The 13,040-nt window shown below is 59.2% G+C and carries 16 protein-coding genes; 6 read left to right on the forward strand and 10 right to left on the reverse strand.

Going from position 1 to position 13,040, the window contains the following annotated elements:
* Positions 1–183: 183 nt before the first annotated feature.
* The 5 genes from AC2444_RS04275 to AC2444_RS04295 all read right to left on the reverse strand — a co-directional run bounded on the left by AC2444_RS04275 (position 184) and on the right by AC2444_RS04295 (position 2,080).
* The gene (locus AC2444_RS04275; protein WP_012756522.1) at positions 184–627 is read right to left on the reverse strand and encodes a pyridoxamine 5'-phosphate oxidase family protein; all 444 of its coding nucleotides are present in this window, start codon (positions 625–627) and stop codon (positions 184–186) included.
* Between the two features lie 85 nt (positions 628–712).
* Entirely contained in the window at positions 713–862 is a 150-nt protein-coding gene (locus AC2444_RS04280) for a hypothetical protein (protein ID WP_222077609.1), read from the reverse strand.
* A gap of 62 nt (positions 863–924) precedes the next feature.
* Entirely contained in the window at positions 925–1,287 is a 363-nt protein-coding gene (locus tag AC2444_RS04285; protein ID WP_012756524.1) for a hypothetical protein, read from the reverse strand.
* Between the two features lie 81 nt (positions 1,288–1,368).
* Positions 1,369–1,632 (reverse strand): DUF1488 family protein, encoded by a 264-nt coding sequence (locus AC2444_RS04290; protein ID WP_012756525.1) that lies wholly within the window; start codon positions 1,630–1,632, stop codon positions 1,369–1,371.
* A 145-nt stretch (positions 1,633–1,777) separates the two neighbouring features.
* A complete protein-coding gene (locus AC2444_RS04295; RefSeq protein WP_012756526.1) occupies positions 1,778–2,080 on the reverse strand; it encodes a hypothetical protein in 303 nt (100 codons plus the stop codon).
* A 189-nt stretch (positions 2,081–2,269) separates the two neighbouring features.
* Between AC2444_RS04295 and AC2444_RS04300 the strand changes: the two genes are divergently transcribed.
* Both AC2444_RS04300 and AC2444_RS04305 read left to right on the forward strand, forming a co-directional pair.
* Positions 2,270–2,674, forward strand: coding sequence for a hypothetical protein (locus AC2444_RS04300; protein ID WP_012756527.1), 405 nt, complete (start codon positions 2,270–2,272; stop codon positions 2,672–2,674).
* 72 nt (positions 2,675–2,746) lie between these two features.
* Positions 2,747–3,121 carry a hypothetical protein gene (locus AC2444_RS04305; protein WP_012756528.1) on the forward strand — a complete coding sequence of 125 codons (375 nt, stop codon included), beginning with the start codon at positions 2,747–2,749 and terminating at the stop codon, positions 3,119–3,121.
* Between the two features lie 137 nt (positions 3,122–3,258).
* Here AC2444_RS04305 and AC2444_RS04310 read toward each other — a convergent pair whose 3' ends face one another.
* A complete protein-coding gene (locus tag AC2444_RS04310) occupies positions 3,259–4,761 on the reverse strand; it encodes a DegQ family serine endoprotease (RefSeq protein WP_012756529.1) in 1,503 nt (500 codons plus the stop codon).
* Between the two features lie 553 nt (positions 4,762–5,314).
* Between AC2444_RS04310 and AC2444_RS04315 the strand changes: the two genes are divergently transcribed.
* Both AC2444_RS04315 and AC2444_RS04320 read left to right on the forward strand, forming a co-directional pair.
* Positions 5,315–6,352 carry a LacI family DNA-binding transcriptional regulator gene (locus AC2444_RS04315; RefSeq protein ID WP_041935478.1) on the forward strand — a complete coding sequence of 346 codons (1,038 nt, stop codon included), beginning with the start codon at positions 5,315–5,317 and terminating at the stop codon, positions 6,350–6,352.
* A 110-nt stretch (positions 6,353–6,462) separates the two neighbouring features.
* The gene (locus tag AC2444_RS04320; protein ID WP_012756531.1) at positions 6,463–7,383 is read left to right on the forward strand and encodes a LysR family transcriptional regulator; all 921 of its coding nucleotides are present in this window, start codon (positions 6,463–6,465) and stop codon (positions 7,381–7,383) included.
* 60 nt (positions 7,384–7,443) lie between these two features.
* Here the strand turns inward: AC2444_RS04320 and AC2444_RS04325 are convergent, their stop codons facing one another.
* The gene (locus AC2444_RS04325; protein ID WP_012756532.1) at positions 7,444–8,397 is read right to left on the reverse strand and encodes an NmrA/HSCARG family protein; all 954 of its coding nucleotides are present in this window, start codon (positions 8,395–8,397) and stop codon (positions 7,444–7,446) included.
* A 263-nt stretch (positions 8,398–8,660) separates the two neighbouring features.
* Positions 8,661–9,635: a quinone oxidoreductase family protein gene (locus tag AC2444_RS04330; protein ID WP_012756533.1), complete on the reverse strand. Its 975-nt coding sequence runs from the start codon at positions 9,633–9,635 to the stop codon at positions 8,661–8,663.
* Between the two features lie 69 nt (positions 9,636–9,704).
* Between AC2444_RS04330 and AC2444_RS04335 the strand changes: the two genes are divergently transcribed.
* Entirely contained in the window at positions 9,705–10,571 is an 867-nt protein-coding gene (locus AC2444_RS04335) for a LysR family transcriptional regulator (protein ID WP_041935479.1), read from the forward strand.
* A gap of 151 nt (positions 10,572–10,722) precedes the next feature.
* Positions 10,723–11,124, forward strand: coding sequence for a GFA family protein (locus AC2444_RS04340; RefSeq protein ID WP_012756535.1), 402 nt, complete (start codon positions 10,723–10,725; stop codon positions 11,122–11,124).
* Positions 11,125–11,223: 99 nt separating this feature from the next.
* On the opposite strand, the gene AC2444_RS04345 is transcribed toward AC2444_RS04340, so the two are convergent.
* Positions 11,224–11,628 carry a GFA family protein gene (locus tag AC2444_RS04345; RefSeq protein WP_012756536.1) on the reverse strand — a complete coding sequence of 135 codons (405 nt, stop codon included), beginning with the start codon at positions 11,626–11,628 and terminating at the stop codon, positions 11,224–11,226.
* 303 nt (positions 11,629–11,931) lie between these two features.
* Positions 11,932–12,558, reverse strand: coding sequence for a peroxiredoxin-like family protein (locus tag AC2444_RS04350; protein ID WP_128449125.1), 627 nt, complete (start codon positions 12,556–12,558; stop codon positions 11,932–11,934).
* Between the last annotated feature and the right edge of the window lie 482 nt (positions 12,559–13,040).

Below are 13,040 nucleotides of genomic sequence, written 5' to 3' on the forward strand. Positions count from 1 at the left end.
CGCAGTGCTGCGTTTCAGCTCGCCACGTTTGGTAGGATGCATCAAGCAATCCGCGCCCCTATGGGAAAGGCTGGTATCGGACAGCGTTTAGCTGGAGGTGTCTGTCTGGAGTTCCATATATCATGCAGCAGCGCACCCTTGCCAATCAAGGATTAAGGCGCGGCGAGTCTGAACGCCCGCATGTTAAACTACTTGCCTCCCCGATACCATCTCAATCGAAATACCGAAGAATATGGATGGAGCAGGGCCGTCTTCGCTTTCCGAGTTTAAGGCAAGCGATCCGGGTTCCCACCAGAATGGTTGCTTCTGCAGGAGAGACCAGGCGTGGAGGCGTTCGTCATGCCGGGCCGGCGTATCGGTCAGCTCATCATAGGTGCCCTGAACAAGCACGCTCTTCCACGTTCGGTTTTCGCCGAATTCTTCAACCTGAACGCAGGCCGGTGAATGGGCCCGCAATAGATCAATCTTCAGGCCCGGCATGGAAAATATGAAAAGTCGGTCTTTTTCATAGGCATACTGAATGGGAACGATATAGGGATATTTTTCGCCCAGGCATGCCAGGTGGCCACGGGTGTGGCCTGCCAGAAAGGCGAGGCAGTCTTGTTGACCCATTTCTCGCAGTTGCATCGCGTTATCCAATTCCGTCAGCGTTTCAGCCCTTCATTTGATCGGCAGCATAGCGTCTTGGCTCGCCGCAACAGTCTTGCAGCGCCTACCAGAAGACATCCTTGAAGATGATATAGACGATAAAGACCAGACAGATTGCTGGTGTCGATTTCACGAGAAAGTCGATGTACCGGAGCCTGCCGATATGCTGAGCCAGGCGTTTCCACGAATGGATGTTTACCGTGGAAGACATCATGCCCTCCTTTGGTTGGGGCCGGGTAATAACCCCGGGAAGCAGCGCCCGTTCACAAGCTGCCACTACACCACATATGGGCGCCAAACATCTGCGCTACAAGGCGTGGCGGGTTGCCGGTCCGGTAGAGAGATCCCGCTGCTGTGCACGATCGCAAAGGGGGGCGCGGAGGGGCCAGGATTGCTGGGCACGTCCACACACAATTGCCCTTCTACCTCAACCATCGCTTCGATCAGTTTCAGCCGATCGAGCTTCCGCCGTTGATCGTCGTAGAGCCTGCTGAGCAGCGCATAGGCCGATCCGGAGGGTCTACCTTTGCGCAATAGTTTCTTGATCAGCATTTCCTGATCGGCAACGCGATGCGCCGCCTTCACGATATGGCGACGCGCCAACTTCAGGTCTTTCGGGCGGTATCGTGTGGAAACCATATGCTTTGCTTCCCCTGTCTCATCCGGCAGTAGCAGGATGGTGGCCGTTTCAGTTCACCGGCCGCACGCTCCTTCTCGCGATCAGCGAAAATCTGCGGCCGTGAGCGTGAAGTTGTTTCCGCGTCGATGCTGATAGGCTCTCGATGCGGCCTCCTGAATGGCAGAGCGCGCCGCATCAAAGGCATTGAGATAGGCGGCCTCGGAGGAGTTCTGGGTGATCGCGCTGCCAAGCGCTGCCTCTTCGACCAGAAACCTGACTTCGAACATGCCGTCATAGCCGGTGAAGCGGACACCTTTTCGCGCTTCATCGAAGCTGCGGCTTCTGTTGGGAAAGATAAGTGCCATTGCGGTTGATCCTTGGAAGTGGGCGGGAGCCGCTGTGCGGACTTCGGACCCGGCGATGATTGTCGATGCACGGCTGGCCGGAACGGGCATCTTGATGCCAATGGTTGGCATTCAGCCTGCCGCCATACCCGACTGTCGGCAGGTCTTAATGGATCGTCTGCACGATGACCCGGTCATCAAGCAAAGCCTGCGACGTCTTGATCAAGCGCACCGTACCAGTGATGATCCCGTCGGAATAGACCGGATCCGCACGCGAAATTTCGTCCGTCATATCGCGGAGGACTTTGTTTATCTCAAGCAGAGGCGGCACAAGGTCCAGCAATCCGTCGGCGGCCAGCCCGTGAGCCAGGCCTGCGATCACCTCTCTGAGGTGATCTATGAGCGCACGCCGTTCCGAAACCGCCAGTGCCGACGGCTTTGTGAGGGTCGCTTCACCGTTGAACTGCATGATGCGTATCCTCCTCTCTCTAAAATGGGTTCCGCCCCGCCATTATCAATGGCTACCGCCGAATGAGGTTGCGGTCAGCTGGCAATAAGCGCAAGCTAATTTATCGGCGGGCACGATACGGGCACCGCTGCTTGGGGCGCGACAGTAATCTGGCGCCAGTGAACCCTAGCCCCAACGAAGGAGGACGCCATGTCTTCCACATCAGATCAGTTTTTCGATATCGACAATTTGAGAATGCTGGATCGTATTCTGCGAAAGGTCGGATTTCGCGGCGGCGAAACCCATGCGGCCGATGAGGGTGAGATCACCGCCACAAGTTTCCTCATTCATTGTTTCCAAATGGGGATCGTCGATGAGGCCGCGTTAAAATCGGCGCTGAAAATGTATCTCGCGACTCAGTTGAGTTCCGGCCCGCTTCCGCAGGCGACGGAGGACGGCTCCTTTGCCCGATGGCAGGATGACGGCGGCGCCCCGGTGAAAGCCTATCGGATCGCGCGGTATACGGCGTCCGGGCGTGCGGACGCATCGCTGCGGCCGCCAGCTTACCGCTTTCCCAAAACCAGGCTGCCTGAACGATTGCTCGAGATCCCGTGAACAGGCCTGCTGCGATGTCGCCAGCGCCCCCGGATCGATCGTCCCGATAACATGACGAACAAGGAAGAAGACATGTCCGCGATCCATGCCAATCGAAAGGACAGGGCCGGGAAGAGCAAAATCATCGCCTTCTTGCGGAAAATCGCAACCTTAAGCCCAACTGCGGACGATCTGATAACGCAGGCTCGTCAAGCGCGGTCATCGTCAGCGGAGGAGGGGATCGATAGCGCCGATAACCAAGCCTATGGTCTGGCGCGTCCACACAAAGGTCCATTCGATAATGCGACGGCATTCAGCGCTTCCACCTACGACCATGATCTCCCGACGCGGCAGCAATTGGAGGCCGCGCAACGCAACCACTCCCATGCGGTAGAGCAGCAAGAGGCAAACCACCAAAAAGGCAAATCCCGCCTGCGCGCAAAGACAACGAAGCTGAAATCTCCCTGAGCAGGAAATAGAGGGACGGACAGCGCCCTATTGATTTTGCCGAGTGGCGGTGCTTGCCTTCAAGGCCTTTCCGCCAGATCGGTCGAAAAGCCCGCGTCAGGCAGGCTTTCCTGTTTGCAGCAAAGCTCGGGCGACCGTCACGCCGCCCCAAACGGCACGGCGACAAAGGTCTTGTTGCCATCGCGTTCGACGAGCAGCAGCACCGACTTGCGGCCGGCCTTGCCGGCATCGGCAATTGCGGTCTTGACGTCGCGGGCGTTATGAACAGGTCTGTCATTCACCGAGACGATGACATCGCCGGACTGGATGCCGGCGGCAGCCGCTGACTTGTCCGGGGCGACCTTGGCGACCACCGCACCGTTGATCGAGCGCGGCAGGTTGAGCTGCTGGCGCACATCGGGCGTCAGATCGGCGAGGCCGATGCCGAGGCTCGGCTGGCCGGAGCTCTGATCTTGAGCGTCGGGGCTTTCGGCCGCCGCCTGTTTCTGGCCTTCCTCATTGGTGCCGACGGTGACGTTGAGATCGATCGTCTTGCCGTCGCGCCAGACGCTGAGGGATTTTTTCGCGCCCGGCGAAAGGTCGGCGACCAGGCGCGACAGGTCTTTCGGCGTCTTGACGCTCTCGCCGCCGACTGACGTAACGATATCGCCGGGCTTCAGGCCGGCATGGGCGGCCGGCGTATCGGCGGTGACGGCGGCAACCAGCGCGCCGCCGGTCTTATCGAGGCCGACGGCATCGGCGACATCCTTGGTGACCGGCTGGATCTGCACGCCGAGATAGCCGTGATCGATCGAGCCGTCCTTCTGCAGCTTGGCGACGATCGCCTTGGCCTCGTCGGAGGGAATGGCGAAACCGACGCCGACGCTGCCGCCGTTCGGCGAATAGATGGCGGTGTTGATGCCGACGACATTGCCGCTGCGGTCGACCAGCGGTCCTCCGGAATTGCCATGGTTGATCGGCGCGTCGATCTGGATGAAATCGTCATAAGGCCCGCTGTGCAGGTCGCGGCCGCGCGCCGAGACGATGCCTGCCGTCACCGTGGTGCCGATGCCGAAGGGGTTGCCGATCGCCAGAATCTGGTCGCCGAGCTTCAGCCTGTCGGAATCGCCCCAGGCGATAGTCTGCAGCGGCTTGCCCGCCTCTATCTTCAGCACGGCGACATCGGATTTCGGATCGGTGCCGATCAGCTTGGCCGGCAGTTCCGTGCCGTCATCCAGCGTCACCTTGATATCGACGGCATTGTCGATGACATGGTTGTTGGTGACGATCACCCCGTCGCGGCTGATGATGAAGCCGGAACCGAGCGCCATCGCCTGCTGCGAAGGCCGCTTTTGCGGTGCCTGGCGCGGCAGCGGGATGCCCTGATCCTCGAAGAACTGGCGGAACTGCTCGTCCATCGGCGATTCCTGGTCGGCGCTGACATCGGTCGCCTTCATCGTCGTGGTGATGGTGACGACCGCAGGCTTGTCGGCTTCGACGATGGAAGCGAAGGAGCCGTTGGGGGCGAGAATGCCGCCGTTATCCGAAGGCGCAGCAACGGCATTGGAGGCGTTGAGGGCGAGGGGCAGGCAGGCTGCGCCGGCGATGATGGCGGCCCCGACAAGGGCTGCGGTGCGATGGTTGCGGAGGATGTGTGACATGGGTGGTGATCCCTTGGACGGTGGTCCATTGCGAGAGCGTTGGCTTAGATGGCGTCGTGGTTCCATGTCCTGGGACCTGGCGTCGGGTGGCGTTTGGCGCCAATTCCTCTTGGGAACGCGCAGTCGGCGGGGGGCGACGACCGGGGGGAAGAGAAGAATTGGCGCTCGGGATTCATATGATCCCGGCAAGCGGATTTACAAATTAAAGTTTGATCATGTTTATATTGCCGATTTGTAAGATATGACCGGAATCTAATCTTCGCTCACCCAGCGTTTGAGCGTCTCAAAAATTCCGGCCTGATTTTGCCTCGCTTGGCGTCCCCCGCGATGTTTTCATTCGAAAATAAATGGACGTGTTCCCGGAGGCGGTGATCCGTTCGCCGCATTCGTCCGTAATTTGCCGACAGACGAACTTGTTGCTCTTTCCGGACGTTATATTCCCGGATCCTGTTGCGAATATAAAATGTTAGTAGACTCTAAATTATTTCTTCTTCAGAAAGTAAAGGCCGCGATTCGAGGGCAAGCGAGTCTCGCGGGCGACGTATAAGGGGCGATGAGGGCATCAGTGGAGCGGGGGCGGAAAGCCAGGCGCGGCGCGCATGTGAAGTTGAGCGATGTGGCAAAGAAGGTGGGGGTCAGCCCCATCACGATTTCGCGTGCGCTTCGCAATCCTGAAATCGTCTCGGAGGATCTGCGCCAGACCATCCTGCGCACGGTAGACGAGATGGGGTACACCCCCAATCTTGCCGCCCGGGCGCTGGCCGGTCGCCATAACGGCATCATCGGCGTCATCACCCCCGCTTTGCACCAGCACGGCTTCGCCGGCCTGATGATCGGCATCGAGGATTGCTTGCGCGCCACCGAATTCCGCGTGCAATATTCCAATACGCTCCACCATGCCGACGGCGAGGCCGGCGAGCTCAGATCCTTCCTGACGCAGAAGCCGGCCGGCGTCATCATTGCCGGCGCCGAATCCTATCGTGATCTCCTGCCGCTGATCGAGAACGCCACCTGTCCGATCGCCCATATCACCGATCTCAGCCAGGAGCCGGCACGGCTGGTCGTCGGCCTTGATCATCATGCGGCAGGCGCCGAACCCACCCGCTTCCTGCTGTCGCGGGGCTATGAGAGGATCGGCTTCATCGGCCGCGGCACGGATATTCGCTCGCGTCGCCGGAAGGAAGGCTATGAGGCCGCGATGCGGGAAGCCAGCCGTTTCGATCCCGATCTCGCCATTGGCGGAGATGAGGGAAGCAGCACCGGCCTCGGCAGGGAATTGTTTGCCCGCCTGTTGCAGCGCGTGCCGGATATCGATGCCGTCTTTGCCCAAAGCGACGATCTGGCGCTCGGCGTGCTCATCGAATGCGCCGTGCGCGGCATCCGCGTGCCGGAGGATGTCGGCATCTGCGGCTTCAACGATCTGGAATTTTCGGCCTTCACCCAGCCGACGCTGACGACGGTGCAAATTGCACGCTACGATATCGGCTACCGCGTCGCCGACATGCTGCTACGCGCCATCCGCGACGAGCCGCCCGGCCAAGACAAGGTCGATTGCGGCTTCTCCATCATCCCGCGCGGCTCGACGCGCTAGCGCGGCTCGACGCGGTAAGCCGAGACGATCTGCCGAATGAAATGCCACTGAACTAGGCGCAGTCCAGATTATTCCCTATATTGGCTGAATGACAGTCAATGTGCTGAAGAATGGATAATACGGGACTGTCTCTCGACAGAATGCGCACCTTCGTTCGCGTCGCCGAACGCGGCAATCTGTCGATGGTCGCAAGAGAGCTGGGTGTCGGTCAATCCACCGTGACGCGGCACCTCAATGAACTTGAGGAGGCTGTCGGCGTACCGCTTCTCAGCCGAACCACGCGTCGCGTGACTCTCACGGACGAGGGTAGCCGCTATTATAGCAACTGCCTGCAGATATTGCGCCTGGTCGAACAGGCTGCCGAAGAAGCGCGAGATGCCCGTCGGGCCCCTGCCGGTGCTGTTCGGCTTTCGTGTACGGCAGCGCTCGGCGTGATGCACATCACGCGCCTGATCTTCGATTTCCAGGACAGGCATCCGGACATTCGGGTCGACCTCAACCTGACGGACGAGCGGATCGACCTGGTTCGCGAAGGCGTCGATGTCGCACTCCGTCTTGGGCCTCTCGCCGACAGCGCGATGAAACTTCATGCGCTCGGAGAAAGCCATCGGCTGCTGGTGGGCGCTCCGACCTATTTGTCCGTCCATGGACGGCCGCAGCACCCAGCCGATCTGTCACGCTACGAAACCGTCGTGATGTCGAATGTGGCCGGCAGCGACCAGCTCGTTCTTTCCTCTCCCGATGGCGGAAGCCTGATGATCCCCGTCAGCGGCAAGCTGCGCGTCGATCACGGGCTTGCGGCGCGCGAAGCCTTTGCCGCCGGTCGCGGCATTGGTCCTGCACACCTCTGGTTGGTCCACGATCTTCTGGACGACGGTCAACTCGAGGTCGTGCTTGGCGATTATCGTCCCTTACCGGTTCCGGTGAGCTTGCTGATCGTTCCAGAGCGTGCAGCCATTGCCCGCGTTCGGCTTCTCGTCGACTTTCTTGTCGCCGAGGTTTCCAAATTGCCGGGAATCCGGCCATCGTAAGTCTTTGTTTTCAAGCATATCGTTATTGCAAAACCGCTGCACACATTTGCGCGACATGCTTCAACGTCCGAAAGACCGCTTATCGCCACGCCACCCCGTCGTCTTGAGATATTGTTCCCAGTTGAGCGTGTCGGGGTTCAGGCGACGGCTCCATTCAAGGTCGTGCTCCTTGCCGAAATAGCCATAGTCGACAGCGTATTCGACCATCCCCAGAAGCTCTCGAACGAGAAGTTCGTTGGCAGCAAATTCTGGAAAATAGTGCAGCAGGCCATCCCGGGTGAAAGCGTTTCGATACGCGGCCTTGAGGCCGGTCACGCGCTGAAAGGTTTCGATCATCTCGCTCGGAGAAATGATGTCGCCAACGATCGGCAGGGTTTTGCCGTTGTAACGCTCGGGATTTGAGAAAATCTCGAGGACGGCAGGCCCGGTCGCGGTCAGCGGATCGACAAAAGGCGCTCGGAAATCTTCGGGAAGATAAACCGGCAGGAGCAGCGTATCGCCCTCCATGCGCGGCACATAATATTCGAGCAGATTCGTATAAAAGAATGCCAGCATGACGAAGGAATGAGAGATCGGCAAGCCGCGAATGTGGTCTGCTACGCGTGCCTTGTCGGTAAAATGCGGCGCATACTTCGTGCCACTGGTGATCTTGTCGACATTCTCCAGCGTGCTGAAAACTATATGCCCGACGCCGGCCTCAGCGGCGGCATCCGCCAGTTGTCGGCCGAGAGGGGTCTCGATGGTCTCCGGCGGGGCGATCGGCGGCGTCATCAGAAATGCGCCATCCGCGCCTTTGAAGGCGGCAACGAGGTCCTTTTGACGGCCAAGTTCGAGAGGGACGGTGACGATTTCAGCGCCGCGTTTCTCCAGACGTAAAGCTTCAGGGGAATCCTTTTTCCGGGTGAAAGCGCGCACCCGGAAACGTTGGCTGTCAAGGAGCGTCGTGGCAACGCTGCGCCCCTGTTTGCTCGTTGCGCCGACAATCGCGATCAGTGGTTTTTCATGGGCAGACATAGAGCTTTGAACCTTTCCCTGTCATTGACGCCGACTGCGGTGCCGGGCGTCATTTTGCGGGAGAGCGGTCGGCCTGTGCCGAGTGCCCACCGCAATGGCGGACCCTATCTCAACAGGTTCTATGGCTGTAGATATCTGAAATACATAACATAATGCCATTTTATGGATAAATGGTGCCGGCCAAGCGCGTCGAAACCCGCACCGAGGACTGAAAGGCGCCGACAGCGATCCATGGACTCTGCCGGCGCTGTTTCTCTGGCTCTTCAAGGGATCAGCAGGATACTGCCCGCCGAGCGTCCGGTTTCCATCTCTTCATGCGCCTTGGCAACATCGGCCAAACGATATTCGGCACCGATCTGCGAAACGATCCCGGTTTCCATCGCCCCGACGGCAGCCAGAGCAGCCTCGCGATACTGTCCGATGTCAGCGCACCAGGCCATGATGCTCGGATGGCAGAGCGCCTTGCCCGGGCGAAGTTCCTCGACAGGCACCGGTGGAATGGCACCGGCGGCCTGGCCGATGGTGACAGCCATGCCGAATGGGCGGACAGAGCGTATGCTTTTGAGAAGCGTGTCACCGCCGATCCCGTCATAGGCGACGTCGACACCAAGCCCGTTCGTCAGCCGCTTCACGTCCGCGACGATATCGGCGTCTCGTCCGACAATAAGGTGATCGGCTCCATACGATGCGGCGAGTGCGGCCTTTTCGGAAGAGCCGACCGTCCCGATCACCGTGGCATCGAGCGATCTGGCCCAGCGAACGAGGATGCTCCCGAGCCCGCCCGCAGCCGCATGGATCAGAACCTGGGTTCCTGCACGCACATCATAGGTCTTTTTCAGCAGCATGTAGGCGGTCATGCCTTTGAGCAGCGAACTCGCTGCCGTTTTCGCTGAAACGGCATCCGGAAGCTTGATCGCCCTTTCGGCGGCAATATTCCTGGTGGAGCGATAGGCGCCAACCGGAGGCCCTCCATAGGCGACGCGGTCACCCTTTTCGAAGATGGAGACGCCGGGACCGACATCGTCGACGATGCCCGCCGCCTCGGCGCCGATCACCGAGGGATAGGAAGGCATGGGATAGAGGCCCTTGCGGTGATAGACGTCGAGAAAGTTGGTTCCGATCGCCTCGTGACGGATTTGTATCTCGCCATGACCGGGAGGTTCACACTGGTGATGCTCCTCAACATGGAACTGGGCGGTATCACCGGGGGCGTTCAGCCATATGATTTGGTCGGTCATCTCTCGTGCTCCTTCATGGGCACAAATTAGGCGATGGCGTGGTGTGTGAAAATTCCCTATTGTTTCACAATGATTGGGAAAGAATTCACAAAACTCGACTGGGACGACCTTCGGCATTTCCTGGCGCTGGCGCAGTCCGGAACCTTGCTTGGCGCAGCAAAGCAGCTCGGCGTCGAACACGCGACGATCAGCCGGCGCGTTTCATCGCTTGAAGCCAGTCTGGGACGCAAGCTGGTCGACCGCCGCGGAAGGCGCATCATTTTAACCTCGGACGGAGAGCAGGTTGCCAGGCACGCCGCTCTTGTCGCGGCGCAGACTGCGGCAATCGAGCAGCTTGGCCGCAGCAGCGCCACGGAATTGCGTGGCCATGTCAGGATCAGCGCGCCTCCCGCGCTCTCAAGCGTGCTGCTGGCAAAGCCGATCGCGGCCGTCAGGCGAGACCATCCGGGTGTTGAGATCACGCTTGTCGGAGAAAAGCGCCTCGCCTCCCTGAACAGGCGGGAGGCGGATATTGCCGTGCGCATGTCGCGTCCCGAGGACGGCGATTACGCCATCGTCAAGCTCGGCGAGACCAGCTTCCATCTCTACGCATCGAAGAGCTATCTCGAAACGGTTTCCCCGTCGGACTGGACCTTCATCGGTTACGACGAAACCATGAACGCCTCACCGCAACAGCTGCGGCTAATCGAACTCGCCGCCGGCCGGCCGATCGCTGTGCGGTCATCCGTTCTGGAGTTTCAGGCTGCAACCGCAAGGCTGGGCGCCGGCGTCGTCATGCTCCCCGATTTCGCCGTCCTTGACACCAGCGGTCTCCAGCGCATTGAGACCGAACATATTTTGACAAGAGAGGTCTGGCTGGTTGTCCATTCGGATATCAAAGACGTCCCCTCCATCCGCGTCGTCGTCGATGCGCTGAAGAATGCTCTCGTGAAGTAGTCCGCTCAGTTGGCCGGGGCCGCAGGGGGCAAAGGCAGCCATTGAACTGGTCGCAGCCCGGCGGAGTTCAGGTTTGCGCCCATTGCCGTCATTGATATCTCAGCCGCTGTTGTCTTTAGTGGGTCGTCACAACTTCAGGCGGGAGGAGAACATGCCAGTCGAAGCAATACGAACGGGTGGATGCCTGTGCGATGCAGTGCGTTATGAGGTCTGGGGCGAGCCCTATCAGTCAGGGTTGTGCCACTGCAAGACGTGTAGAAAGATCACGGGCTCCGCTTTCTCCGCAACGGCAAATTGGCATCGTCGGCAATTCCAGATGTCCGGCGAAATCAGCACTTTCGATAAACGGTCCTTCTGCCCTGTCTGTGGTTCTCGGCTCTTCTTTCTCTTCGATGACGGCGTGGAAGTGTTTCTGGGGACGCTTGATGAAGCGCCTTACGCTATCAGCCCGATGGTCGAAGTGTGGAACATTCGACGTGAACCTTGGCTCGCACCGGTCGTCGGAGCTGCGCTTCACGAAGGAAATGAGATCGCTTCGGAAAAGGCGGACTAAGCCAAGCCAAAGCCTATAGCACTGGACATCGCCCTCTGCGCCGGGCACCGCTTATGGCCGAGAGAGGCCGGAATGCGCCATGAGAACTTGTCTGGCCGGTCACCCGGACACCGAACCTTGAAAGTGCTCTACCTCGTCGTCGAGCTGCACCCAATTATGTTTCGATTGTTCGAAGACTGATAGGGCAGGTGACACGAAGGCCGGATCGGCAAGGGAACCGACCGCCACCCCGATCCAGGACGGTGCAGCATCGGCCTTCCAATAGACGGTCGAGCCGCATGTTGGGCAAAAATGCATTCGGACCTTGCGACCGCTCTCGGCAGTACGAATGAATTCTGTAGACGTTCCAGATATTTCGACGCAGCCGATCGAGTAGAAAGCATTTGCGCTGAACGGCGCACCCGTTCTGCGCTGGCAGGCCAAACAGTGGCAGAGAGCTGTCAGTTGTGGTGGCTCGCTGAGCATCAGTCTCAGAGCGCCGCAGGCGCATTGGGCATTGGCCATGGAAACTCCTCCCGCTTGCACGGTGAAATTACGTTGAATGGGGGGAAGCGCAGGCCCGAACCGCACATGGTGAGGGTGGGCGATGCGAAGGGGCTGAGACCTGATACAATTTCAGGCTTACAGAGGCTCAAATGTAGATCGCGGAAATGCTGAAGTCTAGAGGAAAGCCATCTGACCGCTTCGGGCCGGAAGCGGATGCGGAGCCCTCATCGGCCCCGTCGCATCGTCGGCGACGCCTTTCAGGACTTTATCGGATACCCTCGTGAGCACCACCCGGTAGGTCGTCGAGCGAGTTTTTCGTTGTTAATGTACGACTTGGGAAGCGACCGACATCAATTCCTGGGAATTCGGTGCCTGGAATGTCTGGAGCCCAGCCTCCAGAACTTCGGTGAAGCTCCAGCGTACAATGCCCTCCCGGTCGATTAGGAACTGACCGACAAGCTGCCCATGGTCGGCAGTCATCATCTGCTGATCGGCTTCCGTAATTTGATATCCTTCCTTCCTGTTGAGAAATTCGTCCATTGCCATCACGCCCATAGGCTCGGGCAACTCGCCCGGAAGATCGATCCGTATCGCCATGGCCGTGTCGATCCCGACCTCGCGTAAGCCGAAGGCTTGGTGCGAAGCCCGTACCGGGTCGGAAGCAGCAAGAAGATCGGGCATCGGATGGTAACGGAAATAGAGCCGCGCGCGTTCGACCGGGGTGTTTACCACCGCCAGAGATTGGACGCCTTTCTCACGCAGCACCGGGTTGAGATATGCCATGGCCGCGACATGGCGCCGGCAGAACGGACAATGCAGGCCTCGAAACAAACCGATCAACAATGGGCTGCGGCCACGAAAATCATCAAGTGCGATCTTTCCCTCGCGTGAGATCGCATCAAACACAACGTTCGGGACCCGGTCGCCCGGTTGTAGCGGAGTCGACATAGAGCGTGGACATGGACAACCTCCTCGCTCGGGGATCAGTCGAGAAAAGGCGCCACGTTAAGTGCTTCTAGGTCGAAATTGAGCGCTGCAAGGCCTGAGCTCTCGTTTTACCGCACCGCCAGGATCCGATCTAAGAATGGCCCCACTTTGGCCCGCGGGCAAGCGGAAAACAGCGAATCGCGAACTGAAAAAGCCCGTTTTCTGCAAACTCTGTTTTTTCGGCGGCCGTAGAGGCCGACTCAAAAAAATGAGCTGGGGGACCAGCCAATTTCGTTCAAGCAGCGTGAGGCCGCATAGCGGAAGCGAAACAGCATCGAGCGGCAACATTCGCTCAAATCACCAATTGACCGACTTTTCGTTAAGCCCGGATTTTCGACTTTTTCAATACTATCGGCCGGAAGCGGATGCGGAGCCCTGATCGCAAAGTCTCAGGTTCTGAGCAGCTCTGCAGCCCGCGGATTCGGCTGCGGTGAGGGGGCCAG

It is taken from the genome of Rhizobium sp. WSM1328, from assembly GCF_057653715.1.

Bases quoted from the DNA above. Each gene is read 5' to 3' on its own strand.
- AC2444_RS04275 (WP_012756522.1), bottom strand. From the start codon at position 627: ATGCAACTGCGAGAAATGGGTCAACAAGACTGCCTCGCCTTTCTGGCA.
- AC2444_RS04280 (WP_222077609.1), bottom strand. From the start codon at position 862: ATGATGTCTTCCACGGTAAACATCCATTCGTGGAAACGCCTGGCTCAG.
- AC2444_RS04285 (WP_012756524.1), bottom strand. From the start codon at position 1,287: ATGGTTTCCACACGATACCGCCCGAAAGACCTGAAGTTGGCGCGTCGC.
- AC2444_RS04290 (WP_012756525.1), bottom strand. From the start codon at position 1,632: ATGGCACTTATCTTTCCCAACAGAAGCCGCAGCTTCGATGAAGCGCGA.
- AC2444_RS04295 (WP_012756526.1), bottom strand. From the start codon at position 2,080: ATGCAGTTCAACGGTGAAGCGACCCTCACAAAGCCGTCGGCACTGGCG.
- AC2444_RS04300 (WP_012756527.1), top strand. From the start codon at position 2,270: ATGTCTTCCACATCAGATCAGTTTTTCGATATCGACAATTTGAGAATG.
- AC2444_RS04305 (WP_012756528.1), top strand. From the start codon at position 2,747: ATGTCCGCGATCCATGCCAATCGAAAGGACAGGGCCGGGAAGAGCAAA.
- AC2444_RS04310 (WP_012756529.1), bottom strand. From the start codon at position 4,761: ATGTCACACATCCTCCGCAACCATCGCACCGCAGCCCTTGTCGGGGCC.
- AC2444_RS04315 (WP_041935478.1), top strand. From the start codon at position 5,315: ATGAGGGCATCAGTGGAGCGGGGGCGGAAAGCCAGGCGCGGCGCGCAT.
- AC2444_RS04320 (WP_012756531.1), top strand. From the start codon at position 6,463: ATGGATAATACGGGACTGTCTCTCGACAGAATGCGCACCTTCGTTCGC.
- AC2444_RS04325 (WP_012756532.1), bottom strand. From the start codon at position 8,397: ATGTCTGCCCATGAAAAACCACTGATCGCGATTGTCGGCGCAACGAGC.
- AC2444_RS04330 (WP_012756533.1), bottom strand. From the start codon at position 9,635: ATGACCGACCAAATCATATGGCTGAACGCCCCCGGTGATACCGCCCAG.
- AC2444_RS04335 (WP_041935479.1), top strand. From the start codon at position 9,705: ATGATTGGGAAAGAATTCACAAAACTCGACTGGGACGACCTTCGGCAT.
- AC2444_RS04340 (WP_012756535.1), top strand. From the start codon at position 10,723: ATGCCAGTCGAAGCAATACGAACGGGTGGATGCCTGTGCGATGCAGTG.
- AC2444_RS04345 (WP_012756536.1), bottom strand. From the start codon at position 11,628: ATGGCCAATGCCCAATGCGCCTGCGGCGCTCTGAGACTGATGCTCAGC.
- AC2444_RS04350 (WP_128449125.1), bottom strand. From the start codon at position 12,558: ATGTCGACTCCGCTACAACCGGGCGACCGGGTCCCGAACGTTGTGTTT.